This window comes from Streptomyces sp. NPDC029044 (genome assembly GCF_040637495.1).
In the GTDB taxonomy this organism is placed as follows: Bacteria; Actinomycetota; Actinomycetes; order Streptomycetales; family Streptomycetaceae; genus Streptomyces.
In genome coordinates, this window is record NZ_JBEZWN010000013.1 from 57107 (window position 1) to 82876 (window position 25770).

Below are 25770 nucleotides of genomic sequence, written 5' to 3' on the forward strand. Positions count from 1 at the left end.
GCGACGTACGCCGAGGTGCCGGAGGCGACCCTGCTGGTGCCGGCGGAATCCCACACCTCGAAGGTCAGGCGCACCGGGTTGCCGTCGGCGTCCGTGGCCTTGGCCCGGAGTGTCGCGTGGTGTCGGCGGTGGCCGTGTCAGCGGCAGGGCTCACCGGTGAGGCGACGCCGGGCTTGGTGTTGTACGTGATGGACAGGGCGGGCTCGGTGGGTCCCTGAGATCCGTCGACGTAGTTGGCGGAGCGGAAGCGGCGCCAGCTCTTGGAGTCCAGTTCGTCCACCGCCCTGATCTGCAGGCCGTGGTTGGGAGTACCGTCAGCCCAGGCCTGTGCGATGTCTGTGACGTTCCAGCGCATGAAGTTGGCAGGGCATGCCGAGCTGTGACCGTAGGCCGCTTTGGACACCGCGCCGCCGGCAGTCGTGGTGGCGGGCTGACCGCCCCACGCGACCGTGCTGGGGTCCCAGTTCCCCGTGATCCGCCGGACCTCGACGCCGGAGCCATCCGTGGCGCACGTGGACGCCCAGTACGAATGCAGCCGGAGGCTTGCGCTCAGAATGTGCTTGCCTGCGTACTTCGCGACGTCGAATTTCACGTACGACCGAGCCTGCGTGGTGCCTCCGTCGTACGTCCCTGCTTTCAGCTCCGTGGAACCACGCTGGGAGTCGGGGTAGTTCGTGGCGACCCAGGTATCGGTCGAGGCGGCGAGAGTAGTGGTTGGATCTATGGTGACCGGATAGGTCACCTCCGGATCGCTGAGAAATTCCTGGCTCGGCTTGAGCACGAGCACGGTTCCGTCGGTCGTCTCTTCGACCGTGGTGGCGATCTCCGCGGTCTTGACCGGGTCGCCCGAGCGGGAATCGATGCCCGTACCCCACATCCGGGGGGCAGGTGCGCTCGCCACGAGCGAGCCGCGGGCGTCCTCGAGTCGAAGATGCCGCCGAGCGGTCTTCTCCAGCTTCACCCCCTTCAGGGTTACCGGGAGGCGGAGCTCCACAGGGCCGCTCGGCCGCTTTTTGAGGATCAGTGACTCGGTGAAACCGTGCGGCAGCGCGGTGACGTGGAGGTCCCCGTTCGGCACAACGGAGGGATAGACGGCGGTGTCACCGTCGATCCTGGGAGCAGGCAGTGAGCTGCCCCAGTCCAGTCCGAATGTGCGGTCGCCGCTGCTGACCCGCGCGAAATCCTCGTTGCCGCCGTCGGACAGCTCGACTTCGGCGGCTGCGGTCCTGGGTTCCAGCCGGCTTCCCGCGTCCACCAACCCGGTATCGATGGGATGCCACCGGCCGTTCTCCTTGACCCGGACGGCTCCCGAAGCGACGTCCGTAGTCATCGTGCCGTCGGGATTGGCCCAGGTCGTCGAGTCTTCAGTACGTGCTGAGAGCACCTCGACGTGTTTCCCCTGGAGGACGGCGGCCAGTCCGGCCGCCGTCTCGTCGGGCGCTTCAGTGCTCCGCGCGCGATCTCCCGCGGCCCCCTTGCCCGAAGCAACCTCCTGCAGTCGCTCGGTTCTGCCGTCGTCCAGGGCCGCTTCGGCCGACTGAACGGTGAGTGACAAGCACAAGGCCAGCGACGCGGTCGTCGCCACAAGACGCTTCTTCACTCTCCCCCCTCTATGTGCACACACACCACCCCCCGGTGATGGTCAGGCAACTATAGGGAGAAGATCGGACCGTATGATCACGAGAGAAGCTGCGGAAATCGGAGCAATAGGGGTGGACTCTTCGTGGAGTTCATCACGCTGAGCCGCACCCCGCCCTGGGGTGCGGCGTTGCGTTCTTCCGGGCCCCGCTCCCGGCTCAGGCGCCCCCGTCCGTGCCGGGCGCCACGAATCGCCGGTGTGCCGGTGAGACCTCCACCTCGGGCTGCCCCTGCAATCCGACCTGCTGGACGGCCGGGGCGAGGCGCTCGGCGAAGAAGCGCTGGAAGTCCTCCTCGGCGTCCCACACGTCGGTCACGTGCATGACCCCCGGCTCGAACCAGGCCACGTGCAGGACGAGACCGTCCGGTACCTGCTTCTCCCAGCCCACCGTGTCGAGCATCGCGTCGTACTGCTCGGGCGTCACCCCGGCCCAGCGCAGGGTCAGCACCACAGCCATGAGAATCCCTTCCTCCGTCGGTCTTCCGGCCAGTAGACCGGCCGGGGACCCCCACGGCCCGTGGTCCTACGCCGTCCGGGTCAGGGCTCCACCACGTCCGCCACCACGCAGCTGACGTTGTCCGGGCCGCCCGCCGCGTTCGCCGCCCCGACCAGGGCGGAGACGGTTTCGCCGGGGGAGAGGGGTGAGGCGAGGAGCTCCCTGACGCGGTGGTCGGGGACGACGCCCGTCAGGCCGTCGGAGCAGAGCAGATACCGGTCGCCGGCCCGGGTGTCGTGGAGGCGGAGGTCCGGGGCCGCGCTGGACGCGCCTCCGGTCAGGGCCTTCAGGAGCAGGGCGCGCTCGGGATGGGAGGCCGCCTCCTCGGGCGCCAGCCGGCCCTCGTCGACCATCGACTGGACCATCGTGTGGTCGTGCGTGATGCGGAACAGCTCCCCGCCGCGCAGCAGATACGCGCGGGAGTCGCCGATGTGCACCAGCGCGAGCCGTGAGCCCGTCCACAGCAGGGCCGTCAGGGTCGTGCCGATGTCGTCGGAGCCGTCCGCGACGTCCCGGACGGCCTGTTCGGCGCCCCGTACCGCGTCCTCCAGGACGTCGAGGACGCCGCCGGCCGGTATCTCGTCCGTGTCCAGGAAGCGCAGGGCCTCCACCGCGGCGCTGCTCGCGGGTGCGCCGGCCGGTCCGAAGCCGTCGGCCACGGCGAGCAAGCGGGTGCCCGCGTAGGCGGTGTCCTGGTTGGCGGGGCGTACGCGGCCGGTGTCCGAGTGGGCGGAATAGCGCAGTTCCAGCATGGCGGTGTCCTTCCCGGGCCCGTCCGGGCCCGTCGTCAGGTGATCGACCAGGAACGCGGCGAGGTCCCGCCGGACCGCCGTCTCCGCCTCGACCCGCGCCCAGTAGGCACGGACCTCGCGGGCGGCGGCCGTGGAGTCGCGGTCGTGCAGGAGACACACCCGGCGGATCTCGGCCAGCGGCATGCCCAGCCGCCGCAGCCACGCCACCAGCCGGGCCCGCTCCAGCTGCCCGGCCGCGTAGTACCGGTACCCGGTGTCCGGGTCCACGCGGGCGGGCCGCAGCAGGTCCAGCTCGTCGTACAGGCGCAGTGCCTTCGGCGAGAGCCGGCAGGCCCTCGCGAACGCGCCGATCGTCAGCATGGTCATGCGACCCCCTGCGGTCCCGCGCTCCTCGCGCTCGTCCTCGTTCCGCCACCGATGCTGGGGCTTCACCGAAGGTGAAGGTCAAACGGGGTGTCGCGGTTCCGGACGGGATTGTTAGCCTGCGACGGACATCGCATCGATCGTCCGTGCATCGATCGTCCGTACGAGGATGGAGTCGCCGTGGCCGGCACCCCGCGCATCGCCGTCGTCACCTACGACCCCCGCGGCGAGGAGCACAAGGACCGCGACCTGCCCGTTCTGGTGCGGGCGCTGCGGGAGGCCGGGGCCGACGCCGTCGCCGCTTGCTGGGACGCCCCGGACGTCGACTGGGCCGCCTTCGACCTCGCCCTCATCCGCTCCACCTGGGACTACAGCTGGCGCGCCGAGGAGTTCGCGGCGTGGGCCGAGCGGTGCGCGAAGGCGACCCGGCTCGCCAATCCGGCCGGTGTCGTGCGGTGGAACGCCGACAAGCGCTACCTCGGGCGGCTCGCGGAGGCCGCGGTGCCCGTCGTGCCCACCCGGTACTTCGCGCCCGGCGACGCCCTCGACCTGCCCGCCGACCGCGAGTTCGTCGTGAAGCCCGCCTCCGGGGCCGGTGCCCGGTACGCCGCCCGCTACCCGGCCGGGGAGCGGGACGCCGCCGTGCGGCAGGCCGAGCGCATGCACGCCGAGGGGTTCACCGTCATGGTGCAGCCCTACCTGAGCAGCATCGACACCCACGGCGAGCGGGCCCTGCAGTTCTTCGGCGGACGCCTGCTGCACGCGAGCGTCAAGGGCGCCGTCCTCGCGCCGGGCACGCCGTACGACGCGGACAAGGTCGCCCACCCCGACCTGCGCCCCTGGGAGCCGACCGCCGCCGAACTGGCCGTCGCCGAGAAGGCGCTGGCCGCCGTGCCCGGGGACGCGGAGCTGCTGTACGCACGCGTGGACCTGGTCACCGGGCCCGACGGCGAGCCGTGCGTGATGGAGCTGGAGCTGATCGAGCCGAATCTGTTCCTCCATCTGCACCCGGGATCCGTGCCGAGGGTGGTGGAGGCGGTGCTGGCCGCCGCCGGCTGAGCGCGGCGCGCGAGGCATACGCCCCTGGGTGAGGCTTTTGGTGTAGTGGTACCACCATGCCCCCGGAGCAACGGACCTGGGCACCGCTGCTCGCGGTGTGCGCCGGGTACTTCATGGTGATCCTGGACGTGACGGTCATCAACGTCGCCGTGCCCGTGGTCGGGCGGGAGCTGTCGGCCTCGCTCACCGGCATCCAGTGGATCACCGACGGCTACACGCTGGTCTTCGCCGGGTTCCTGCTGACGGGCGGGGCGCTGGGGGACCGGCTGGGCAACCGGCGGGTCTTCTGCTGGGGCGTGGCGGTGTTCACCGCGTCCTCGGCGGCCTGCGCGCTCGCGCCCGGCGCCGCCTTCCTGGTGGTGGCCCGGCTGGTGGAGGGGCTCGGCGCGGCGCTGATCGTGCCCGGTTCGCTGGCCCTGCTCCAGCAGGCCTACCCGGAGCCGGACGTCCGCTCACGGGCCTTCGGGCTGTGGGGTTCGATGGCGGGCATCGCGGCCTCCGCCGGGCCGCTGCTGGGCGGGCTGCTCGTCTCCACGGTCGGCTGGCGCTGGGTGTTCCTGATCAACCTGCCCGTCGGCGCCGCCTGCCTGCTGCTGACGCTGCGGCACGTGGCCCGCTCGCCCCGGCGCGCCGACCGGGCCCTGGACTGGCCGGCGCAGGTCGCCGTCGTCGCGGCGGTGGCCCTGCTGACCGCGGCGCTCAACGAGGCCGGGCGGCGCGGCTGGTCGGACCCGGCCGTGCTCGCCGGTCTGGGCCTGGCCGTCCTGTCCGCCGCTGCCTTCGCGCTGCGCGAGCGGCTGGCGCGGTCTCCCGCCCTCCCGCTGAGCCTGCTGCACTCACGCGCCATGAGCGGCGGAGCCGTCATCGGCCTGCTCTTCAACTTCGGCTTCTACGGCATGGTGTTCACCGCCAGCCTGGAGTTCCAGCACCAGCGCGACTACAGCGCCCTCGGCACCGGCCTCGCGCTGTTCCCGGCGGTGGCGATGACGATGTTCGCCTCGGTCCTGTCGGGGCGGCTGTCCCGCCGTACCGGCGACCGCCCGCTGGTGATCTCGGGCATGCTCCTGGCCGCGCTGGGCCTGGCCGGCTGGGCCGCCGCCGGCCCCGACCCCGCCTACGGGCTCCTGGTGCTCCCGATGATGGCCGCCGGCTTCGGTACGTCCTTCGCCCTCACCGGCTCCACCGCCACCGTGATGGGCGCCGCGCCACCGGCCTACTCGGGGGCCGCCTCCGCCCTGTTCAACACCACCCGCCAGGTCGGCAGCGCCACCGGCGTCGCGCTCGGCGGCAGCCTGCTCGCCTCGGCTGCGAACTACGGCACCGGAGTCCGGACCAGCATGGGTATCGGGGCCCTCGCCTATCTGGGCGCGGCGGTCCTCGCGTGGTGGTGCGTACCGGCGAAGACGCGCCGCCCTCCAGGGCTCACGTAGCTCAGCCCTCGGCGCCGGTGACGGCCACCCGCTGCACCAGCCCCCAGGTGAACTCCGCGACCGCCTCCCGCCGGACGCCCTCGGCGTCGGGCGCGGTGAACGCCAGTCCCCACCGGGTCGGGGCCGTGCCCTCCAAGGGGCGGGCCGGGGCGAAGGCGCGGGCCGCCTCGTCGACCGTGCAGGACCAGGGGCTGAGGTCGTCCAGCGTGCGCAGCTCGGGGCCCGTCGCGCCCGGGGCGCGAACCAGCCACTCGTTCCACACCGCGCGGTTCGGGGCGGTCAGCACCTCGAAGCGCAGGGAGGGCCAGAGCGGCACCGGCCACAGCCAGGCCTCGCAGTCGAGGTCGCCGATCCGGCGGGACGTACGGGACTCGGGGTCGCCCAGCACCTGGCGATACCGGGACAGGGGGGCGCGCGAACGCGGGGAGCGGACCATCGCCTGCCAGCGCCGGTTGGCCTCGCGCATGTCCGCGATCGACACCCCCAGCTCATGGCGGGCGTCCTCCACCAGGCCGGGATTGTGGTCGGCCATGCGGCGCAGCAGCACCAGCTGGAAGTCGAGCGGGGTGAAGGGGCTAGCGGGGTGCTTTCCGGAGGGCATGGGTCCCATCGTCGCCCACCGGGGTCCTGCCCGGACGGCGGCCGTCGGGGAGGAACAGGACGGAGTTGACGTAGCGCGGGCCCCGCAGGGCCGGGGAGGGCAGGACGCGGCGGAGCAGGCCGTGGGAGACGACGTGGGAGGCGTCCGCCTGGTGGTCCTCCAGGGGGAACCGGGCGAGCGGCACCCAGGTGTCGCCGGGCAGGACCCAGCCGTCGTAGCCCAGCAGGGACAGATAGGTCACCACCGGCGCGATCGGCTGGATGCGGGACTCCAGCTCCACGAACAGGGCCGGCCGGTCGCGGGCCAGCAGACCCGTCGCGCCGCGCAGCACCGCCGGCTCGTTGCCGTCCACGTCGATCTTGATGAAGCCGACGTCGCGCAGGCCCAGCTCGTCCAGCGTGACGCAGGGGACGTCCAGCGCGCGGCCGTGGATGTCGCGGCGGACCAGCGAGGACACGCCCCGGTCGCCCGAGTCGTCCGAAGGCAGCCACAGGCGGGCGATGCCCGGCCGGTCCGAGGCGGCCGCCCGGACCACGCGGACGTTCGGCGGGGCGGCGGCGACCAGCAGCCGGGCCAGATGGGGCACGGGCTCGACCGTCACGACCCGCTCGGCGAGACCCGACAGACGGTGGGTCCAGGGCCCGTACCAGCCGCCGACGTCAACCGCCGTACGGCAGCCCGGCGGGCACAGCTCGGCGAGCCGGGCCAGCTCCGGTTCGAACCGGGGGTAGAGCGCACGGGCCGCCGCGGCCACCAGACGGGTGGGCAGCAGAGGGGCGACTCGGGCCGCCAGGCTGGTCACGGCGCCATCCTCTTCAGGAGTTCCTCGTGCTCGTCGTCCGGCACCTGCTCCCCCGAGGACGGCAGCAGCTGCGGTATGCCGTCGGTGATCGGGTAACGGCGGTGCAGGCGTGGGTTGTACAGCGCCTCCTCCTGCCCGGCCTCCTCGGCGAGCAGATGCAGCGGACCCTTGTCGAGCGGGCACGCCAGGATCTTCAGCAGCGGGTCGTCGGGCTTCATGGTGATGCCAGCTCCTTGGCGGGTGGGGAGGGTTGGGGAGCGGAGTCGTGCTTCGGCATGGTCAGCAGGACGGCGACCGCCAGGGCCGTGCCCGCCACCCGCAGCGCGAGCCGCAGCGGTTCGTCCGGCAGGGCCTCGCCGAACGACAGCGTGCCGAGCACCGCCGTGAACAGGGACGTCACGGTCGTGCACACCGGCACGATCAGCGAGGCACGGCAGCGTTGCAGGGCCGCCTGGGACATCACCAGGCCGAACGCACCGGTGAACAGCAGCAGATACGGATAGGGGGAGCTCAGCAGGTCCAGGAGGGCGCCGCCGACGCCGTGGCTCGTCAGATGGCCGGCGACGCCCTTGATGGCCAGCGAGCTGACGCCGTACAGCAGGCCCACGGCCACGCCGTACTCGACGCCGGTCGTGGGCCGCCGGTGCCGGTTGCGGGTGCGCCGCTCGGCCGAGGTGTACAGCCACACCCCGGCCGCCAGCGACGGCACGCACACCAGCAGGATCAGCTGGTAGGGCGCGTCCTGGCCGACGGTGTCCGACCCTTCCCGCAGCGACAGCACCACCATCAGCAGCGCCAGCAGGATCGCGCCCAGCGCGTACCGCTCCCGGCCGGACGTCTCCTCCCCGAGCAGCCGCGCCGACAGCAGCACCAGCAGCACCAGGCCGGAGACGAAGATGCCCTGGGCGGCGGCGATCGGCAGGGTGCGGTAGACGACGAGCTGCGCGGCGAAACCCGCGGCCAGGGCGAGGGACCCGCCGATCCACAGCGGGCTGCCGAGGACGAGGCGCAGCAGCCGGGCCGGTTGCCGGATGCTCACCTCGGGGAGCGAGGTGAGCGCCCGCTTCTCCAGCACGAAGCCCAGGCTGTACAGGGTGTTCGCCAGCAGGGCCGCGGCCACTCCCCACCACATGGGTTACGTCCTCCTGGCGTGCAGCAGCAGGATCGACGCGAGCTGCGGCCGGGCGCAGGCCAGCCGGTCCAGCGGGCGCAGCGGGCGCGGCACGCCGTGGAAGGGAGCCCCTTCCAGCCGCTGGACCGTGAAGCCGGACGCGGCGACGAACTCCTTCAGCGCGCGGGGGGTGTAGAGGCGCAGGTGCCCCACGACCTCCTTGCCCGGGCGGCCGTGGATGCCGCGCAGGCTGACCTCGGAGAACACGGGCTGTACTCCGGCCAGCAGCAGGCCGCGGTTGTACCAGGCGGCGAGGTTCGGCGTGGACAGCATCAGATGCCCGCCGGGGCGCAGGATCCGGCGGATCTCGTCGAGCGCCGCGTCCGGGTCGACGAGGTGCTCGATGACCTCGCTGAACAGCACGGCGTCGGCCGAGCCGGACGCGAACGGCAGCCCGCCGCCGGTGAGTTCGCCGCGCACCGCGTACGGGATACGGGTGCGGGCGCGGCGCAGGGCGTCCTGGGACCAGTCGACGCCGACGACGCGGTGGCCGGGCAGGAGGGGCGCGGCGGTGGCGGCGGCGGTGCCGTCCCCGCAGCCGATGTCGAGGATCGTCCGCGGGCCCGAGGTCGCCGGGCCGCTCAGGGCACGGGCCAGCATGCGGGCCTGGCGGAGGCTGCGCGGGGTGCCGGAGGCGACCGGGACGGCCGGATTCTCGTAGAAGTCGCGCAGGTCGCGGGGCGGGGGTCCGGTGGTGGTCGGCGTCGTCACGGGGTCACCTCCGTGGTGTGCAGGTAGTGCTCGAAGAGGTCGCGGAGGTGGGCGCCGTCGCCGTGGCTGAGCAGCGCCTTCGACCAGCGCAGGGCCAGATGGAGGCGGCCCGCGGTGGAGGCGGTGGTCACGGTCAGACCGCGCGGCATCCGGGCCGGGGCCGAGAACCAGACGGCGTGCGCGCGGCCCGCCTCGTCGCCGAAGTCCAGCGGGTAGGGGATGCGGCCGATGTTGCTGAGCAGGGTCGTCGACGTCCAGGGCGCGGCGGCTCTGCGCAGGGTGCGGGTGAGGGCGGCGCGGGCGGTGACGGGCGCCCAGGGCGCGGTCAGGAGGGCGGCGCCGTGACCCAGCTGAGGGCGGGGGAGGGACTTCAGGGCACGGGTCCGCTCCGCGGTGCGGCGCAACAGGGCCGGCATGTCGGTGACGTCCAGTTCCCCCGGCGCGTAGGGGACTTCCACCAGGCGGGTGCCGTTGCCGATGGGCATCGTGGTGTCGCGGGGGCGGTCGTCCACGGGCATCGTGATGCGCAGGGGTCGGGGACGGGCGCCGTGCTCCCGGTTCCAGTGCGCGATGGTCAGGGCCGTGGTGGCCATGAGCTGGTCGTTGACGGTGTACGGCGACCCCTTGGGGCGGTGCGGGAGGGGCAGCTCGGCGACGAGCATGCCGTTGCCCGGGGAGGGGTCGGGGGTGCCGTGCGCCACCCGCGCCGGGGGCGACCAGGTGGCCGGGGTGTCCGCGAGGTCCTGCCGGGGCTCGGCGGGGCGGGTCGGGGGCGCCGCCGGGGCGTTGTCCCGGCCGCCGTACAGCTCGGCGGCCGTGGCCAGGACGCGCAGGCACGCCGGGCCGTCCAGGGCGGTGTGGTTGATGGTGAGGAGGAGGACCGAGTCCACCACTTCCAGCCGGATCGGCGGGGACGCCGACAGCGGCGGGGCGGCCGCCAGGGCCCGGGCCCGCGCGTCAAGCAGGGCTCGTGGGCCCGGCGGCGCGAAGGTCACCACCTCCACGTCCGGTTCCGCCGTCAGCTCCCACTCGTACTGCCGCCGGTACCACGGCCCCCGCGCCTCCCGCATCAGGATCCGCGGATGCCGGTGCAGGGCCTCCAGGAAGGCCTTGCGCAGCCGCGCCCGGTCGAGGGGACCCGGGAGGTGGACCTCGATGTGGACGGTCTCCGGCTCCTCCTCCTGGAGGCAGTGCCGGGAGACCTCGTCCACCACCGGGAACGGGATGCGTACCGGTGCCGTCATGCGGGTGTGCCCTCCCCCTGTTCGGTCTTCGGCAGCCGTTGTGTCGGAGCCTCGGGGGCCGGCCCCTCCCGCAGGCCCACCAGGCCCGCGAACAGGCCGATCAGCGCGAGCAGTTGGGCCAGATGCCCGAACGCGCCCGCACCGGCGCCCACCGGCTCCCCGGCGCCGAAGGCCGCGACGATCCCGGCCGCGGCCAGGGCGGTGAACGCGATCGGCACCAGCAGGGTGTGCCGTCGCGCGGCGAGCAGCGCCAGCGCCGGGACCAGCAGCGCGAACCAGCCCGCGATCACCACGGCGACCAGCGTCAGCGCCACCGTGCCGAGCCACAAGCCGGGCAGCGGCGGGGCCGGCTGGGGCGCGTCGGGGTTGGCGGCGCGGCGGCGCCACAGCGCCAGGCCCAGCAGGACCGCGATGCCGGCGCCGCTGCCGATCAGGGCGGCGTCGTACGTCGTGGCCGGTTCGTAGGACAGCTTGACGTCGCCGCCCGCCCCGGCCGGGACCCGCCAGCCCTGCTGCCAGCCGTCCAGCCGCACCGGGGTCAGCTCCTTGCCGTCCAGGGTGGCCTTCCAGCCGTCGTTGAAGTTCTCGTACGTCGTCAGGTACGAGGCGGCGCCCGAGCCCACCGTGACCGCGCGCCGGTCGCCCAGCCAGTCCCGGATCCGCAGGTCGCGCCCGGCCGCCGCGGCGTCGGGGACCGTGCCGCGGGTCAACGTCACGTCCGTGAGCGCGAGCGGTCCGGCGTCTCCGCCCTCCAGCCGGTGCTCTCCGGCCGCGAGCCGCACCTCGGCGTCGCCCCGGCCGTCCTGGCAGAGGGTCACCCGCACGCCCCGGCGCTCCACCAGGTCCCGCACGGTGCCCTTCGCGCTCGTCTGGTACAGCTCGCCGTCCAGCGCCACGTCCGGGCCCTTGCCGCACGGCAGGGAGAACTCCCGGGTGCCGTCCGGCTGCGGGGTGCGGTACTGGTCGAGGGACGGGACGTACGCCTCCGTGAGACCCACCGGCAGGCGCAGGTCCTCGTCGGCGACCGGGTTGTGCAGGGTCAGCGGGGCCGTCTCGGTGATGGTGATGTCGAGCCGGTCCGTGGTGATCGGCGGGAAGCGGACCCAGCCGTTCTCGTCGGCGCCGGCGATGGCCGCGCCGTCGGGGGAGCTGATGTGCACCTCGGAGGCCCGGGCGGACAGGCCGCCCGCGGGGGCCAGGACCAGTTCGCCGACCGGCTGCTTGCCCTCCCAGCGCAGGTGGATCGTCGGCCGGTCGCCCGCGATCCACGCCGTGGTCAGGTCGCCGTCGGTGAGGTTGCGCGCCGCGAGGCCCGCGCCGAGGCGCGCCGTGGAGTCGGCGGTGGCGACGATCCGGGCCTGCTGCTCGGGCGCGACCTCGTAGAGCAGCTCGTCGAGTGCCTCGCCCGGCACCGGCACCGCGTTCGCCCGCACCTCGAACGTCCCGGCGGCCGGTGTCGTGAAGCGGCGGTGCAGGCCCGCCTCGGTGCCGGTCGCGGACAGGCCCGTCGGGTCGGCGGCGCGGTGCAGGGAGACGAGGGTCGCGGCCGACGTGGCGTTCTCGGCGTCCGCCGGGAGCCGCAGCAGACGGGTCACCTGCACGTCCGGCAGGTCGATCTCGGAGAAGCCGGCGCCGGTGAGACCGGTCCGGCGCTCCACGGAGTCCACGATCGTCAGCTTCATCCAGTCCGTCGCGCCCGCGGGCGCCTTGATCCGCTGCGTCGTGCCGTTCGGCTGGAGGAAGCTGGTCCTCTCACCCTTCTCGGTCTCCACCCGCACCTTCGTCGCCGCCGCCCGCACGCTCTCCTGCGGCAGCGGCGTCACCTTGAAGGAGGACGGCATGTCGTAGGAGCCGGTGAAGCCGATGCGCAGCCACTGCCCGTCCGGCGTGTCCGGCGCGCCCTCCGCCCACGCGGTGTCCGGGTTGCCGTCGAAGGCGTTCACCGGGTCGTACTGCGGCAGGTGGAACAGCCAGTTGCCGTACGAGGACGCCGACACCGAGCGGGCGCCGCGCAGTTCGGCCACCGTCTGGTGGTCCGTGCCCTCGGCGGGCAGGATCTGGCGCGGCTTCTCGCCCGGGTCCTGCTGGGCGTCCGGCGCGTTGCGCTCGTCGCGCGTGTACGTGTACGACGTACCGGCGTTGACCAGCCCGAACCGGGTGTCCGCCCGCCGCAGCCCGTCACCCAGCACCTGCACGGCCGGCGTGCCGAGCCCGGGATGGTTGTCGCCGGTCAGGACGGTCGCCCGGCCGCGCAGCCGCTCCGCCAACGGCAGCAGCGCCTCCGGCCCGCCGGACACCACGGCCGTGTCGGAGACCGGGGCGAGTCCGGCCTGCCCGGGCCGGATCACGTCGTCCCCCGTCGGCCGGTAGATCTCCACGGCCCGCTGCCGCGGGTACAGCCCCTCGACCTGGAGCGGCGCGTCCTGCGCGATCCGGCCGCCGGTCATCACCGGCCCGAGCCCCGTCACCCGCTCGTACCCGGACTGCTCCAGGGTGCGCTTGACGGTCGCGGTGGGCACGTACCCGATCTGGTCCGGATCGAGGTCGTTGCGTACGACGACGTAGTACAGCCCGGCCCTGCTCAAGTAGTCGGCCAGGCCGGGTACGTGGGAGCCGGACATCAGCGCCTGCTCGACGGCGTCCATCGCGCGCCGGTTGCCGGGCGTGCCGAACGGTACGTAGTCGCGCTGCGCCCACCGCGACTCGGCGAGCACGTCGAGCGGCTGGTCGATGGGAGAGCCCCAGGTGTAGACGCCGTGCGCGGTCGCCGGGACGACCAGGGCGCGCGAGTCGGGGGAGTACTTCTCCAGCCAGTCGGCGGTCGCCTGCCAGTAGGTGGGGAGCTTCTGGAAGGAACCCGGGTTGAGGATCGAGCCGTTGAGGTAGGGCCACAGCAGCCCCGGCAGGATCAGCACGGCCGCGATCAGCGGGGCGAAGCGCCGGCCGCGCACCCGCCGGGCCCCGTGCGGCTCGGAGGCCACGCCCACCAGATGCGCCAGACCCAGCACGAGCGCCAGCGCCACACCCGTCTGGAACTTGTAGATGTTCCGGAACGGCGACAGCCACCCGTCCAGCCAGCCCTGCACGATGCCGTGGAACGGCGCCCCGAACGCCCCGCCGTACCCGGCGAGCAGGACCAGCACGGCCACCAGCACCGTCAGGACCAGCCACCGCCGCTCGGGCATGTCCCGCCGCGCGAGCCCGGCCAGCCCGAGTCCGGCGGCGAGCGCCGAGCAGACGATCACGACGACGGAGGAGGCCACGGCCCAGCCGGCCGGCAGCCACGCCTCACCGAGGTGCAGATAGGCGACCCAGTTGCCGGCCCCGCGCAGCGCCTCGGTCGCCGCCATGGTGTCCGTCGTCGTCTGCGAAGTCTCTATATAGGGGAGGAAGTTCTCGCCGTAGACACCGAGCAGCAGCAGCGGCACCCACCACCAGGCCGTCACCACGATCACGGCGGGCGCCCACCAGGCGATCAGCTTGCGCTGCCGGGGCCCGGGCGGCCGCGACAGCAGGTACAGCCCGACCGGCAGCAGCGAGGCCAGCGTCGCCGACGCGTTCACCCCGCCCATGAACGGCACGAGCAGCGCCGACCGCAGGGCCGCCACCCGGGCGGCGTACCGCTCGTTCGTCAGCGGCAGCAGCACCCACGGCAGGAACGCCCCCGGCAGCGCGGCCGCCGACGTCGACCCGATCACGGTCGTGAACACCGGCCACAGCGCGTACGCCACCGCACCCAGCAGACGGGACGCCCCGCTCCCGACGCGGAGCCGCTCCGCCAGCCGCAGCGCCCCCCAGAAGGCGACGGACACGATCAGCGACAGCCACAGCCGCTCCGCCAGCCACACTGGCAGCCGCACTAGGTCGCACAGCCAGTAGAACGGCAGCATCGGCCACAGATAGCCGACGTACTGGTCCTGGATCCCGCCGAAGCCGGCCCGGTCGTGCCACAACTGGCCCAGATCGGCGAGGAACTGCCCCGGATCGACCGTGACTCCGAGCTTGGTGTCGAAGGTCTGCCGCCCGGGTTGCACCGCGAGGAACAACACGAACACCACGGCCCAGAAGCCCATCAGCCAGCGCCGCGACCGCGGGCCGTCGGGCGGGCCCGCGGTGGTCGCGGTGGTGGGGACGGCTGCCGGGGGAGGAGCCTGAACCGTGGTCGTCATGCAGGACACCGCCGCAGAATGAGGAGGAGGTTCCAGGTGGCGAACTCGCGGATGCCGGGCGCCTTGACGACGGCCTCCGCGAGGAACGGCCAGTAGCGGGAGCGCGCCGAGACGACCGTGACGTCGTCCCGGGCCCGCACCTGCCGCAGGGTGGAGCCGATGTGCACGGCGAACAGGTTCTCGCCGAGGGTGTGCTTGGCCGGCCTGCCGGTCCGCCGCAGGTAGCGGGCGCGGGCCCGGTCGGCGCCGAAGTAGTGCCACGGGGCCCACTCGTGCCCGCCCCACGGCGACAGCCAGTTGGTGAACGACACGTAGATCAGCCCGCCCGGGCGGGTCACCCGGGCCAGCTCACTCAGGAACGTCTCCGGATCCGCCACGTGCTCCAGCACGTTGGAGGAGAAGGTGACGTCGGCGGCGCCGTCCCGCACGGGCAGCAGGTACCCGTCGGCGACGACGGCCGCGTCGGGGGGCTTCTCACCGAGCTCGGCCAGGTCGGGCTCGAAGAGGAACGCGTTCGCCCCGCGGCGCCGGAACTCCCCGGTGAAGTACCCGCCACCGCCACCGACGTCGAGCACGGTACGCCCGGCGACCGGCCCGTCGTAGGACTCGACCTGGTCGACGGCGTCGCGGGCGAGCAGCGAGTAGCACGCCTCGGGATCGTCCTGCTCATGGAGGAAGGCACGGAACAGGGCGAGAGATCTCCGGAACGAGGGGTCGCGCACATAGGGGCGCGAGGCTGAGACATCTGCGGGTCCGCCGCGCGGGCGCGTGGGCGGCTTCACGGGGCGCAGCTCCTCACCGCCTCCGTGGCGACCGCCCTGAACTGCCGCACCGTCCGGTCCCACCGGAACTGTGCGGCCCGCTCCCGCGCCGCCTTCCCCATCAGCTCCCGCCGCCGCCCGGAGAGGGCCAACGCGCACCACGCCGCGGCGAAGGAGGACTCGCCCCGTGCGAGGACGCCGGTCTCACCGTCGACCACGGAGTCCTTGAGCCCGGGCACGTCGAAGGCGACGGCAGGGGTCTCGCGGGCCGCGGCCTCCGTCACCACCAGCCCCCACCCCTCCACGGCGGACGGGTGCAGCAGCAGCCAGGCCGCACACAGCAGCCGGTGCTTCTCGGCTTCGGAGACGTACCCGGTGAACTCGACTCCGGGACCCGCCAGTTGCTCCAGACGGCTCCGCTCGGGCCCGTCCCCGACGATCACCAGGCGCCCGCCGGTCACCGGCCGTACCCGCTCCCACAGCCGCAGCAGCAGATCGATCCGCTTGTACTCGACGAGCCGCCCGACGGCGACGAACAACGGCTCCGGCGAACGCTCGGCCCTCGGCCCCGGTTCCTCGACCCCGTTGTGCACGACCCGGATCCGGTCCCGCTCGACGCCGATCGCCCGCAGCGCGTGCGCGGTGGAGGAGGACACGGCGACGAGCAGACTCCGCTGCTGCGCGCCGGTCAGCGCCCACTGTTCGAGTCTTCGGCCGATCCGCGCCGCCGGGGCCAGGGGCCCGCCGAAGCGCATCGGCCACAGGTCCGTGTGGACGTGGTTGACCAGGGTCAGCGTCGGCCCCCGGTGCCACAGCGGCGCCAGATAGGGCATGCCGTTGCACACCTCGACCAGCAGGTCGCAGGCGCCGACCTGCCGGGTGAAGGCCGACCGGGCGCGCAGATAGTGGCCGTAGGGGCCGCCGGCGGAGACGACCCGGTAGTCGCGGATGGGGGCACCTCCCTGCTCGAGCGAAGCCGAGAGCTTGGGGGAAGCGGGCCCTCCGCACAGCAGGGTCACCTGGTGCCCCAGCCGGGTCAGTCCGTCGGCGAGTCGGTCGACCAGCAGCTCGGAGCCGCCGGCGGAGGGGTTGTCCAGATCACGATGGGCGAGAAAAACGATCCGGCGCGGATGTGGGGGGAGCGCCGAGAGGTGCTGCGACGCACTGGGGAGCGCGGCACGCAGCCGGGACGGTACGTGCTGGGGCATGGGTGCTCCAACTCGTGTTGGGGTGCGGAACTCAGCGTGGGGAAACCGTGGGGGGTGTCGTCGTCACAGGGGGTCGGTCTGTGCGGGGCCTGAGCTCTTCCTGGGAGGGGAGTGTGGACGGGATGTGCTCGGGTGGGGTTGGACAGTTTTCGCCCGGACGTTCGCCACGGCTACTCACCGACGTGACAATTTCCGGCTTTGTTGGAGCTGACGTCACATCACATCGTGAGGGTGGGCTGGGGCGTACCGGACGTATCGGCCGGAACGGGGCTCTCCGGCTCCTTCCGCCCACGCGCCACGAGAACACCCCCCACCACCGCCAGCACGAAGCCACCCGCCGCCGCCCCGATCGGCAGCGTCGTGCCCACCGTCCGCAGTTGCCCGCTGTCCCGCTTCGCCTGCCGCACGGCTTCCTTCTGCGTCGCGGTGGTGAACGAGACCTTCCGGCTGTCCAGCAGCACCGCCGCGTCCTTCTTCCCGCCCGGCGCCCGCAGGGTCCGCTTCGGGCCGGTCTGCGCGTAGATCACGCGGCCCGTCGCCTGGTCCACGACCAGTTCGAACCCGTGGTTGGAGTACCACTCCTCGGCCAGCACCTGCGGCCGGTTCGGCTGGTCGACGAGACTGCCGGGCACCATGCGCGTGCCGGTCTTCGTCGGCGGCACGGAGCCGGTGAATTTGTAGCCCGTGTAGCCCTGGATCTTCGCGGTGCCCCGGTAGCGCAGCACGACCGTGTCGCCGAGGGTGTTGTCCCACCACTGGTAGGAGCGTTTCTGCACGTCGAAGGGGAACTTCAGGTACGCCTCGCCCTCGATGTAGGGCTTCTCCCCGCAGCAGTGCACGGGCCGCGTGGTCTTCCGGTCCATCACCCAGCGGTGCGGCACGAAGTCCAGCGCGTCGTGCGGATCGGCGGCCGGCAGCGACTTGTCGGTGTCGACCGTGGTCGTCACGTCCCAGACGGCGTTGCCGCTGCGTTCGCTGTCCTCGACGTTGCCCCGTACCCGCTGGGTCACGGTGATCTTCCGGTCGGGAACCGTCTCGATCCGGTCAGTGTCGAAGACGCTGCCCCGGCCGGTGTAGACGGCGGTCGTGTCGATGTCGATCGGGTTCACCGCTGCACGGGGCTCCACGTACCAGGCGAGCAGGGGCGCCAGCACCAGCAGGAACGTACCGAGACCCAGCAGGACCAGGGAAAAGGGAGAGGTTGTACGGCGCATCCGGGCACTCCAGTGGCTTGGGACGGCTCGACGTACGAGAGGGCCGGCACGGCGGCGGAATGCGCACGTGCGGTTGGGCCGGGAACCGTAGGCGGCTCTTGACGGGGTGTCAATGCTTGTCGAAACTGGGCGCGACAGGCAGGGACGGGACGCCGAGGTGGGGAAACCTCCGGACGATCTCCGGACGAATCCGGACAGAGAGGCTGACCCTGCGATGTCGAGACTGCTCGCTGCCGCGCTGACCGTCGCGCTCGCCGCCGCCCTGGCCGTGGGCGCCGCGCTGGGCGTCGTCGCGCTGCTCGAAGCCACACCCGACCAACCGAACACCCCCCTGATCACGTACGAGCAAACGGACCAGGGGAGTTGACCGTGACGGCCGCCCGCACCGCAGCCGCCCTCTCGACGCGCTCGGCCTGGCACGAGGTACCGCGCTTCCAGGTACGCCGGTTCGCCGCGATCGCCATGGCGGAGGCGCCCGCCCTCGCCGAGGAGATCCTCTGCGAGATCCAGCGGGAGTACCCGCACCTGCCCGTCGTCCTCGACGACTCCGGCGAGCCGATGGCCCTGGTCGGCATCCGCCGGGCCATCGAGGTCTTCGTGCAGCACCTGGAGCACTCGGAGGGGCGCCCGACCGTCCCGCCCGGCGTCTTCCAGGACTTCGGCCGCGGCGAAGGCCTCAACGGCCGCTCCCTCGACTCCCTCCAGGCCATCTACCGCATGGGCGTACGCCTGGCCTGGCGCCGCTTCGCCGACATCGGCCAGCGCGTGGAGATCCCGCCCCCGGCGATGTACGAACTCGTCGACGCGGGCTACGAGTACCTCGACGGCCTGGTCGACCAGTCCGTACGCGGCTACGCAGAGGCAGCCGCCCGCCAGGCCGGCGAACGCCTGCGTCTGCAACGCCGCCTCATGGAGCTCCTCCTCGCCGAGCACCACCGCGGCGATCCCTCCGAGGCCCTGACCGAACGCGCCGCCCGGATCGGCTGGCCCTTACCGGCGAAGGTCGCGGTCGGCGTCCTGCTCCGCCCCGCCCGCGAGGCGATGGCCCCCGCGGTCGGCCAGGGCGTTCTGCTGGACATGGAGTACGAGCAGCCCCGCATGGTCGTGCCCGAGCCGGACGCGGCGGGCCGCTCCGAGCTCATGCACCGGGCCCTGGCCGGCTGGTCCGGCGCGATCGGCCCACCGGTCCCGCTCACCGAGGCGGCCAAGTCCCTGCGCTGGGCCGAGGCGGCGGTCCGTCTGATGGAACGGGACCTCCTCCCCTCCGGCGAGGTCCTCTACTGCACCGAACACACCGAGGCCCTGGTCCTCCTCCAGCCCGAAGAACTCATCGACGACCTGGCCCTGAGGTGCCTGGCCCCCCTGACCCACTGCGGCCCCACCCACGGCCGGCGCCTCGCCGAGACCCTCCTGGCCTGGCTGGAGACCCGCGGCGGCGCTCCGGAGGTGGCCACCCGCCTGGGCGTCCACCCCCAGACGGTCCGCTACCGCCTGCGCCAGATCCGCGAACTGTGGGGCGACGAGATCGACGACCCCGACCGCCGCTTCGAACTGGAACTGGTCCTGCGGGCACAGCGGTTGAGGGGAGAGCTGGGAGGGATGCGGGGGCGGCGGGGACGGGCCTGAGACCGCTCAGCGGGGCGGCTCCGCCGCGAACGTGCCCGGCGGGGGCTGCTTCTCGGCCATCGCGCCGCCCCCGGCGAGCTTCGCCCTGAGCCGGATGACGGTCCCCGGGGGCAGGCCCGCCACCAGCGCCCGGGGCGCCGCGAGTTCCAGGCGCTCGCCCACGTACCGGGACAGCAGGTCGGCCCGGCCGGCGACCGGCCGGGCGTCGAGCACGTCGACGACCAGCCGGTCCCAGCCCTTGAGCCGCGGATGGGGTTGCGAGGTGACCAGGCGGGTGGTCAGCGCGGTGAGGTTCTCGATCGCCTGCACCATGAGGTCACCTCCGGGTGTCTCCTACGGCCGGCGATAGGTGTGGACCCTGCCGCCGATGGTCTCCTTCACCGGGCCGGGCGCGCCGTTGAACTCCGGTCGCGAGCCGGCCGCGGCGAGCGGCTCCGGCCCGCGCGCCTCACCCACCGTCTGCTCCAGCGCCTCCAGCCGCGCCCGGAGGGCGTGGACCATCTCGGGCAGACCGGTCTCGGCGGCCGGCTCGGCCCGTGACGCACCGGCGTGGACGGGCAGGTGCACGGGGCCCGGCACGGTGACGTCGACGGTGGCCGTCATGGTGGGGCCGGAGGCGGAGATGCCGGTGACGGAGACGCCGGTCGGGGCGCCCGCGTGGGAGTGCGAACTCGGAGCGGTCGCCGGACCGAAGGCGGTGTTGTTGGTGCTCCCCGGGTAGGGGTCGCCGGGATCACCGCGGTTCGTGCCGTTCTCCAGGTCCTGCGCGTCGTCGGCCTGCACCAGGCCCACCATGTAGTGGGTCTCGTCGGAGTTGTCCGGCTGGTGCGCGTCGATGTGCCAGATCTGCAGCCCCGACGCGGGCAGCGAGGCGTCGTAGCCGGTCTGCTGCCGGTTCTCCAGCAGGAAGTACTCGCTGCCGGGCAGCCCGCCGGTCCACAGCCGGTGCACCTGGTGGCTGTTCTTGACGTCGGGCAGCGAGAGGGCGGCGGGGCCGGTGACGTTGACCACCGTCGCCCAGCCCTGGTCGACCTTGCAGAAGGCCGACGGGTGGGTTGGCCGGTCGCCGCCGAGACCCCATGAACCGCCGCCCATCAGGCACCAGTTGCCGACTCCCTCCGACGTGCCGTCGATGTCGTACAGGTCCGGGAAGCCGAAGACGAGGTGGCCCAGCTCATGGGCGCACACACCGATCTTCGCGTCCTCGGGAATGGTCAGGTAGGCGAAGATCCGCGCGCCGTCCGCGTTGTAGGCGCTCGGCAGGACCCACTTGTGCGACCAGATGTCGCCGGGGTCGCCCGTGACCTCGCCGCCCCTGCCCGCGTGCACGACGATGAAGGCGTCGACGAAGCCGTTGCCGTCGTTGTCGTACGGCGCGTAGTTGATCTGCGGGTCGGCGGTGACCGCGGTGTCCCGGGCCATGAAGTGCGCCCTGGGGGCGCCGGAGGGACGGCCGATGCCGAAGTTGCCGTTCGCGTACCAGGAGAGCTTCTGCGGCAGCCGCACGGGACCGACGACCTCGCCGACGATGTCGACCAGACCGTGCGTCACTTCCCGGAAGTACTCCCGGACGCTGCCGTGCTCCATGGCGCCGAGGGAGAAGAACAGTTTCTCGAAGTGCTGCTGATCGGCCGTCATCTCCTTGTCGGAGAAGTCGGCGAGGATGACGACCACGCGCACGGCGCCGGTGAGCGGGGCGCGTTCGGCCGCCGCCGCGGCGATGGACTCACGCGGGGTGCCGATGGGGTACTCGTGGGCCGGCCTGATCATGCCGTCGTCGAGGCCGGGGTAGCGCGGCCCGCCGCCCATGACGAACCGGCCGCCGAGCGACGAGGCGGACTCGAAGCGCTGCCGCTCTTCCTGGAACCGCTCGCGCAGTTCGGGGCTGGGGGACACGGCGCAGAAGTCGGACCAGACGGCGCCGGTGCGGTGGGGAAGGTGATCGGACATGGTGGTGCCCCTCGATGCGGGAAAGTGGGGTTGGTGCCAGTCACGCACGCGCCCCGGGACGCCGCAACCGCAGCCCCCGGCCCATGCCTGCGCAGGCTCATCTCCCCGTCGTAGGGCCCTCGGTGCGCATATGCGCCGCGGGGGAAAACGAGGTTTGATGGAAGGGAACGCCGGGCCGGCCGCCCGCGCGAAGTCCTCAACAGGACGGCTCAACATTCAACTTCATCGGGTCGTCCCCGATCCCCCGCCGGCGCGGACCCTCGCAGCGTCACCCCCCGCGCCCCTCCACCGGCACACCCTCCGTGGAGCACCCTCATGCCTGGCATCCCGGAATCGAACCGCCCTCCGCTCTCCGCCGCGGAGATCCGCACCTCCCCCCTGCACGTCCCCCAGCACCAGGTCCCCGACCCCAACGGCCTCAAGCCCGTCGAGCTGCCCAAGTCGACGGTACTGCCCGTGAAGACCCCGGCGGCCGGGGCTCAGCCGGCCGCCGACCTCATGCCGTCGATGCCGGACCACCAGGACGGCATCCGCTTCGAACCGAACCGCTTCCAGGTCGGCGAACCTCCGCAGCTCGTCTTCGCCGGGCAGGAACTGGAGCCGCTCCTGGTCTTCAATCCCGACGGCCGGCGCGTCTACGACGACCGCACCTTCCCCTGGGTGCTGGCCTGCAATGTCTCCTCGGGCTCCGGGAGCGGCTCCGGCGCCCTGATCGGCCCGCGGCACGTCCTGACCGCCAGCCACGTCATCGACTGGCAGGCGCTCACCGTCTCCGTGAGCCTCGTCCAGGGCTCCACCCAGCTCGCGAGCGCGGGCGGCACCCACATCATGGCCTACGAGCACATCGTGGACGTGACCTACAGCAACGCCGACGACGACTACGCGGTGGTCATGCTCGACAGCCGGCTCGGCGACGGCTTCGGCTTCTTCGGCTGCCGCACCTACGACTCCGACTGGGACAACGAGACCGCGAACTGGTTCAACATCGCCTACGAGCGGATCATCCACTCCACGGCGGCGAACTTCCAGACCGGCTTCTTCCTCGACGAGGACGACTTCGACCTGGGCGGCGGCCGCATGCTGATCACCAAGACCGGCGACTTCCTCAAGGGCATGTCGGGCAGTCCGGTCTTCGGCTTCTGGAACGAGGGGCCCTTCGTGGTCGGCGTGGCCAGTGCCGGTGCCAGCGGCGGCCTCGGCGGCAACTACAACGCCATCGCCGGCGGCAACAACCTCACCCGTCTCGTCAACAAGGCCAGGGCCGACTTCCCCTGATACACGGCCCACCCGTGCACCGGAGGGAGCCGCCGCAGGAACGCGGCTCCCTCCGGCGCGCGCGTCTGCCCATTGCTTGCCGCTGCCCATTGCCCGGACATACCTCTATGGCTAGCCTGTGTTCGTCATGCCGATCGCCTGTTGAAATCTCGAACACAGGCGCCTGAGACATATAGGGAGGGGGCCGGTCGTGGGACGCCTCGTACCAGCCGTGACCCGGGCTCTCGACATTCTGGAGCTCTTCCTCGACGGGGACGGGACGCTCTCCGCCCCCGACATCGTGCGCAAGCTCCAGCTGCCGCGCACCACCGTGCACGAGCTGGTGACCACGCTCGCCGCCCGGAAGTACATCGTCCCGATGCCCGGTCAGCCAGGACGCTACCGGCTCGGAGTACGCCCGTACCAGCTCGGTGCCCGCTACTCCGAGCAGCTGGACCTCGCGGCCGAGGGCCAGCAGGTCGCCCGGTCCGTCGCCGAGACCTGCGACGAGACCGTGCATGTGGCGATCCTGGAGGACACGGACGTCATCTACATCGCCAAGGTCGACTCCACGCACGCCGTGCGCATGGTGTCGGCGGCCGGCCGGAGGCTGCCCGCCCACTGCACCTCCGTCGGCAAGATGCTGCTGGCCTCCCTTCCCGAGCCGGAGCTCGCCGCGCGCATCCCGGACAGCGCCCAGCTGGTCGCGATGACCCCCAACAGCATCACCGACCCGGGCGCGCTGCGCGAGGCCCTGGCCGGGATCCGTGAGCGGGGCCTCGCCGTGGAGAACCGCGAGTCCAACCCGGACGTGTCCTGCGTGGCCGCACCCGTCCGCGACCGCACCGGGCAGGTCGTCGCCGCCCTGTCGATCTCCGTGCCCATGATCCGCTGGAGCGAGGAGCGCCGCGCCGAGCTGGAGCAGCTCGCCGTCAAGGGCGCCGCCGAGCTGTCCGAGCACCTCGGTCACCGGGGCATGGCATGACGACGCCGTACGAGGTCGCCGTGCGGGCCGAGGCCGAGCTCGGTGAGGGACCCACCTGGGACGCGGCGGCCGGCCGGCTGCTGTGGATCGACATCCTCGGCTCCCGCCTGCACACCTACGACCCGGCCACGGGGCGTCGCGCCGTCCGCCGCACGGAACAGCACATCGGCGCCGTCAAGCCGCGCGCCGGCGGCGGCCTGGTGCTGAACCTGCGCGACGGGATCGGCCTCCTCGACCCGGACGACCGCTTCCGCTGGCTCCACCACGAGCCGGTCCCGGGCCGCCGCGCCAACGACGCCGCGATCGCGCCGGACGGCGCGCTGTGGGCGGGCACCATGCGCTACGACGAGGCGCCGGGGGGCGGCACGCTGTCCCGCGTCACCGGCGGGGGCGCCGTGCAGACCGTGCTCGACGACGTCGCCGTCAGCAACGGCACGGGGTGGAGCCCCGACGGGCGGCTCATGTACTACATCGACTCCCCGACCCGGCGGGTCGACGTCTTCGACTACGCGGACGGTCGGATCTCCGGCCGGCGGACCCTCGCCCGGGTCGAGGAGAGCGCGGGCTTCCCGGACGGGCTGACCGTGGACGCCGAGGGGTGTGTGTGGGTCGCCCTGTGGCAGGGCTCGGCGGTGCGTCGGTACACCCCCGGCGGTGAGCTGGACCGGGTGATCGAGCTGCCGGTGCCGCTGGTGACGGCCTGCGCGTTCGGCGGGCCCGACCTGACCGACCTGTACATCACCACGGCCCGTACGGGGCTGACCGAGCCGCCCGCCCTGGCGGGGTCCCTGTTCGTGGTGCCCGGGGCGGGCAAGGGAGTGGCACAGCCCGCTTTCGCCGGCTGATCACAGGCGCAGGGGCGAGGGCGGCCGGGCCCGGGAGCGGACCGGACCGCCCCCGTCTCAGCCTCCCGTGCGGTCCAGCCGCCGCAGGACCGCACGCTCGTCCTCCGTCAGCGGCGCCCCGACCGCCGCGGGCAGCGGCGGCCCGCTCAGCGTCGCCAGGACCGTCGAGGGCCGCAGCAGCCGGGTCGGCCCCGTCGTCATGCTCATCACGTCCCAGACCGCCGACGCCGCCGTGTACGAGCCGGTCGCGGTGCGGATCATGCGGCGAGTGTAGGCGGTGACCAGACGGTCGGCCATCCCGGGCGAGCCCCCGCGCGTCCCGGGGTACCAGACGTCCTGGCTCACCGCCATCGTCCACGCGGACTCCACCGGCCTGGCCACCCGCCGCTGCACACGCCGGGCGAGCCCGGGCTCGCCGAGGCCGGACCGCCGCAGCTCGCGGTCCAGCGCCCGCGCACCCAGCGCGGCCACCGACATGCCCTGCCCGTAGGCGGGGTTGAAGGTGGCCAGCGCGTCACCGAGGACCACGAGGCGCTCGGGCCAGGAGCGGACCTTCTCCAGGTACCGGCGGTGATTGCTGGTGCTGCGGCTGACATGGACGTCGGTGAGCGGTTCCGCGCCGGAGATCAGCCGGCCCACGATGGGGTCGGGCAGGTCCAGGGTGTACCGGAGGAACGCGTCCGGATCGGACGGCGGTTCGCCGCCGCCCCGCGTGCCGGCGAGGCTGACCATCCAGCGGTCGCCCTCGACCGGCAGCACCATGCCGCTGCGGCCGGGCCGCCCCTGGTACGGATCGGCCTGCACCATGGTCAGGGGGAAACGCCCGGCCCCCTCGGGAGTGCGGTACAGGCGGGTGGCGTTCACCAGGCCGGCGTCCACCGTTTTCTCGCGCACGTCGTCGACGCCCAGCGCCGCCAGCCAGGTCACGATCCGCGAGCCGCGTCCGCCGGCGTCCACCACGAAGTCGGCGGTGAGGTCCTCCTCCCCGGCGGCGGTCGACAGGCGCACCCCGGTCACCCGCTGCCGCGACCCCGTCAGCTCCAGCACATGCGCCTTGCGGACCATCACCCCGGTGCTGTCCAGCACGGCCCCCCGCACCGCCCAGTCGAGCAGGGCCCGGGTGCAGGTCAGCATCCGCGGTCCGGGGTGGCGCCAGCGCCGGAACCAGCCCTCGGGCGTCAGCGCGACCATGCCCGAGCCGAGCGGGATCTCGTGCGCACCGGCGGCGAGCAGGTGCTTGCGCATGCTCACGCCCGGCACCAGCTCCTCCATGGGCGCCAGGCCGCCGGCCATGAGGAGATGCGCGTGACGTCCCTGCGGCAGGCCCTTGCGGTGCTCCGGCCCCTCGGGCAGATCGTCCCGGTCGAGCACGACCACCTCGTCCGCGACGGCGGACAGGGCCGCCGCGGCCAGCATGCCGGCCAGCCCCGCACCGATGACGACAGCTCTACGCGACATGCGACTCCCCGCACTCAGCCATGAAGGCTCCT

23 protein-coding genes are annotated in these 25770 nt (G+C 72.9%); 7 read left to right on the forward strand and 16 right to left on the reverse strand.

From position 1 onward, the window contains the following. Positions 1 to 64 precede the first annotated feature (64 nt). From AB0E85_RS14240 to AB0E85_RS14250, 3 genes are all read right to left on the reverse strand, one after another. A complete protein-coding gene (locus AB0E85_RS14240; protein ID WP_361926013.1) occupies positions 65 to 1600 on the reverse strand; it encodes a DNRLRE domain-containing protein in 1536 nt (511 codons plus the stop codon). Positions 1601 to 1796: 196 nt separating this feature from the next. Further along, positions 1797 to 2096 carry a hypothetical protein gene (locus tag AB0E85_RS14245; protein WP_361926015.1) on the reverse strand — a complete coding sequence of 100 codons (300 nt, stop codon included), beginning with the start codon at positions 2094 to 2096 and terminating at the stop codon, positions 1797 to 1799. Positions 2097 to 2176: 80 nt separating this feature from the next. Continuing rightward, positions 2177 to 3253, reverse strand: coding sequence for a MerR family transcriptional regulator (locus AB0E85_RS14250; protein ID WP_361926017.1), 1077 nt, complete (start codon positions 3251 to 3253; stop codon positions 2177 to 2179). Between the two features lie 177 nt (positions 3254 to 3430). On the opposite strand from AB0E85_RS14250, the gene AB0E85_RS14255 reads away from it, so the two are divergent. Continuing rightward, a complete protein-coding gene (locus tag AB0E85_RS14255) occupies positions 3431 to 4309 on the forward strand; it encodes a hypothetical protein (protein WP_361926019.1) in 879 nt (292 codons plus the stop codon). Positions 4310 to 4365: 56 nt separating this feature from the next. After that, a complete protein-coding gene (locus AB0E85_RS14260) occupies positions 4366 to 5739 on the forward strand; it encodes an MFS transporter (RefSeq protein WP_361926021.1) in 1374 nt (457 codons plus the stop codon). A 1-nt stretch (position 5740) separates the two neighbouring features. Here AB0E85_RS14260 and AB0E85_RS14265 read toward each other — a convergent pair whose 3' ends face one another. The 10 genes from AB0E85_RS14265 to AB0E85_RS14310 form a co-directional block, all read right to left on the reverse strand. Further along, positions 5741 to 6349 carry a hypothetical protein gene (locus tag AB0E85_RS14265; protein WP_361926023.1) on the reverse strand — a complete coding sequence of 203 codons (609 nt, stop codon included), beginning with the start codon at positions 6347 to 6349 and terminating at the stop codon, positions 5741 to 5743. Further along, positions 6315 to 7142, reverse strand: coding sequence for an FkbM family methyltransferase (locus AB0E85_RS14270; protein WP_361926025.1), 828 nt, complete (start codon positions 7140 to 7142; stop codon positions 6315 to 6317). Before AB0E85_RS14270 ends, AB0E85_RS14265 begins: the two co-directional genes overlap by 35 nt. Then, positions 7139 to 7360 carry a Trm112 family protein gene (locus AB0E85_RS14275; protein ID WP_107454782.1) on the reverse strand — a complete coding sequence of 74 codons (222 nt, stop codon included), beginning with the start codon at positions 7358 to 7360 and terminating at the stop codon, positions 7139 to 7141. Before AB0E85_RS14275 ends, AB0E85_RS14270 begins: the two co-directional genes overlap by 4 nt. Further along, the gene (locus AB0E85_RS14280) at positions 7357 to 8262 is read right to left on the reverse strand and encodes a hypothetical protein (protein ID WP_361926188.1); all 906 of its coding nucleotides are present in this window, start codon (positions 8260 to 8262) and stop codon (positions 7357 to 7359) included. The genes AB0E85_RS14275 and AB0E85_RS14280 overlap by 4 nt, the downstream gene beginning before the upstream one ends. 15 nt (positions 8263 to 8277) lie before the next feature. Beyond that, positions 8278 to 9024: a class I SAM-dependent methyltransferase gene (locus AB0E85_RS14285; RefSeq protein ID WP_361926028.1), complete on the reverse strand. Its 747-nt coding sequence runs from the start codon at positions 9022 to 9024 to the stop codon at positions 8278 to 8280. After that, positions 9021 to 10268, reverse strand: a complete 1248-nt coding sequence (locus AB0E85_RS14290; protein WP_361926030.1) for a condensation protein — start codon at positions 10266 to 10268, stop codon at positions 9021 to 9023. Before AB0E85_RS14290 ends, AB0E85_RS14285 begins: the two co-directional genes overlap by 4 nt. Then, entirely contained in the window at positions 10265 to 14437 is a 4173-nt protein-coding gene (locus AB0E85_RS14295; protein WP_361926032.1) for an alpha-(1->3)-arabinofuranosyltransferase, read from the reverse strand. Before AB0E85_RS14295 ends, AB0E85_RS14290 begins: the two co-directional genes overlap by 4 nt. Then, positions 14434 to 15159: a class I SAM-dependent methyltransferase gene (locus AB0E85_RS14300; protein WP_361926191.1), complete on the reverse strand. Its 726-nt coding sequence runs from the start codon at positions 15157 to 15159 to the stop codon at positions 14434 to 14436. The genes AB0E85_RS14295 and AB0E85_RS14300 overlap by 4 nt, the downstream gene beginning before the upstream one ends. Before the next feature lie 56 nt (positions 15160 to 15215). Further along, the gene (locus AB0E85_RS14305) at positions 15216 to 16406 is read right to left on the reverse strand and encodes a glycosyltransferase family 4 protein (protein WP_361926034.1); all 1191 of its coding nucleotides are present in this window, start codon (positions 16404 to 16406) and stop codon (positions 15216 to 15218) included. A gap of 218 nt (positions 16407 to 16624) precedes the next feature. Then, positions 16625 to 17620, reverse strand: a complete 996-nt coding sequence (locus tag AB0E85_RS14310) for a DUF3068 domain-containing protein (RefSeq protein WP_361926036.1) — start codon at positions 17618 to 17620, stop codon at positions 16625 to 16627. A gap of 214 nt (positions 17621 to 17834) precedes the next feature. Here AB0E85_RS14310 and AB0E85_RS14315 point away from each other — a divergent pair, with 214 nt between their 5' ends. Continuing rightward, positions 17835 to 17987 carry a hypothetical protein gene (locus tag AB0E85_RS14315; RefSeq protein ID WP_167345865.1) on the forward strand — a complete coding sequence of 51 codons (153 nt, stop codon included), beginning with the start codon at positions 17835 to 17837 and terminating at the stop codon, positions 17985 to 17987. Positions 17988 to 17989: 2 nt separating this feature from the next. Further along, a complete protein-coding gene (locus tag AB0E85_RS14320) occupies positions 17990 to 19246 on the forward strand; it encodes a helix-turn-helix domain-containing protein (protein WP_361926041.1) in 1257 nt (418 codons plus the stop codon). 6 nt (positions 19247 to 19252) lie between these two features. On the opposite strand, the gene AB0E85_RS14325 is transcribed toward AB0E85_RS14320, so the two are convergent. Further along, entirely contained in the window at positions 19253 to 19558 is a 306-nt protein-coding gene (locus tag AB0E85_RS14325; protein WP_361926043.1) for a hypothetical protein, read from the reverse strand. A 21-nt stretch (positions 19559 to 19579) separates the two neighbouring features. Continuing rightward, positions 19580 to 21196 (reverse strand): M6 family metalloprotease domain-containing protein, encoded by a 1617-nt coding sequence (locus AB0E85_RS14330; protein WP_361926045.1) that lies wholly within the window; start codon positions 21194 to 21196, stop codon positions 19580 to 19582. Positions 21197 to 21511: 315 nt separating this feature from the next. Between AB0E85_RS14330 and AB0E85_RS14335 the strand changes: the two genes are divergently transcribed. The 3 genes from AB0E85_RS14335 (at position 21512) to AB0E85_RS14345 (ending at position 24280) form a co-directional block, all read left to right on the forward strand. Next, entirely contained in the window at positions 21512 to 22471 is a 960-nt protein-coding gene (locus AB0E85_RS14335; protein WP_361926048.1) for a trypsin-like serine protease, read from the forward strand. Positions 22472 to 22661: 190 nt separating this feature from the next. Then, positions 22662 to 23435: an IclR family transcriptional regulator gene (locus tag AB0E85_RS14340; protein ID WP_361926050.1), complete on the forward strand. Its 774-nt coding sequence runs from the start codon at positions 22662 to 22664 to the stop codon at positions 23433 to 23435. Continuing rightward, positions 23432 to 24280 carry an SMP-30/gluconolactonase/LRE family protein gene (locus AB0E85_RS14345; RefSeq protein WP_361926052.1) on the forward strand — a complete coding sequence of 283 codons (849 nt, stop codon included), beginning with the start codon at positions 23432 to 23434 and terminating at the stop codon, positions 24278 to 24280. The genes AB0E85_RS14340 and AB0E85_RS14345 overlap by 4 nt, the downstream gene beginning before the upstream one ends. A 57-nt stretch (positions 24281 to 24337) precedes the next feature. Here the strand turns inward: AB0E85_RS14345 and AB0E85_RS14350 are convergent, their stop codons facing one another. Beyond that, positions 24338 to 25738, reverse strand: coding sequence for an FAD-dependent monooxygenase (locus tag AB0E85_RS14350; RefSeq protein ID WP_361926054.1), 1401 nt, complete (start codon positions 25736 to 25738; stop codon positions 24338 to 24340). Positions 25739 to 25770 lie beyond the last annotated feature (32 nt).

Excerpts from the sequence above, each read along its gene's own strand:
- AB0E85_RS14245 (WP_361926015.1), bottom strand. The coding sequence starts at position 2,096 with ATGGCTGTGGTGCTGACCCTGCGCTGGGCCGGGGTGACGCCCGAGCAG.
- AB0E85_RS14250 (WP_361926017.1), bottom strand. The coding sequence starts at position 3,253 with ATGACCATGCTGACGATCGGCGCGTTCGCGAGGGCCTGCCGGCTCTCG.
- AB0E85_RS14260 (WP_361926021.1), top strand. The coding sequence starts at position 4,366 with ATGCCCCCGGAGCAACGGACCTGGGCACCGCTGCTCGCGGTGTGCGCC.
- AB0E85_RS14265 (WP_361926023.1), bottom strand. The coding sequence starts at position 6,349 with ATGGGACCCATGCCCTCCGGAAAGCACCCCGCTAGCCCCTTCACCCCG.
- AB0E85_RS14275 (WP_107454782.1), bottom strand. The coding sequence starts at position 7,360 with ATGAAGCCCGACGACCCGCTGCTGAAGATCCTGGCGTGCCCGCTCGAC.
- AB0E85_RS14290 (WP_361926030.1), bottom strand. The coding sequence starts at position 10,268 with ATGACGGCACCGGTACGCATCCCGTTCCCGGTGGTGGACGAGGTCTCC.
- AB0E85_RS14295 (WP_361926032.1), bottom strand. The coding sequence starts at position 14,437 with ATGACGACCACGGTTCAGGCTCCTCCCCCGGCAGCCGTCCCCACCACC.
- AB0E85_RS14305 (WP_361926034.1), bottom strand. The coding sequence starts at position 16,406 with ATGCCCCAGCACGTACCGTCCCGGCTGCGTGCCGCGCTCCCCAGTGCG.
- AB0E85_RS14310 (WP_361926036.1), bottom strand. The coding sequence starts at position 17,620 with ATGCGCCGTACAACCTCTCCCTTTTCCCTGGTCCTGCTGGGTCTCGGT.
- AB0E85_RS14315 (WP_167345865.1), top strand. The coding sequence starts at position 17,835 with ATGTCGAGACTGCTCGCTGCCGCGCTGACCGTCGCGCTCGCCGCCGCC.
- AB0E85_RS14325 (WP_361926043.1), bottom strand. The coding sequence starts at position 19,558 with ATGGTGCAGGCGATCGAGAACCTCACCGCGCTGACCACCCGCCTGGTC.
- AB0E85_RS14330 (WP_361926045.1), bottom strand. The coding sequence starts at position 21,196 with ATGTCCGATCACCTTCCCCACCGCACCGGCGCCGTCTGGTCCGACTTC.
- AB0E85_RS14335 (WP_361926048.1), top strand. The coding sequence starts at position 21,512 with ATGCCTGGCATCCCGGAATCGAACCGCCCTCCGCTCTCCGCCGCGGAG.
- AB0E85_RS14345 (WP_361926052.1), top strand. The coding sequence starts at position 23,432 with ATGACGACGCCGTACGAGGTCGCCGTGCGGGCCGAGGCCGAGCTCGGT.
- AB0E85_RS14350 (WP_361926054.1), bottom strand. The coding sequence starts at position 25,738 with ATGTCGCGTAGAGCTGTCGTCATCGGTGCGGGGCTGGCCGGCATGCTG.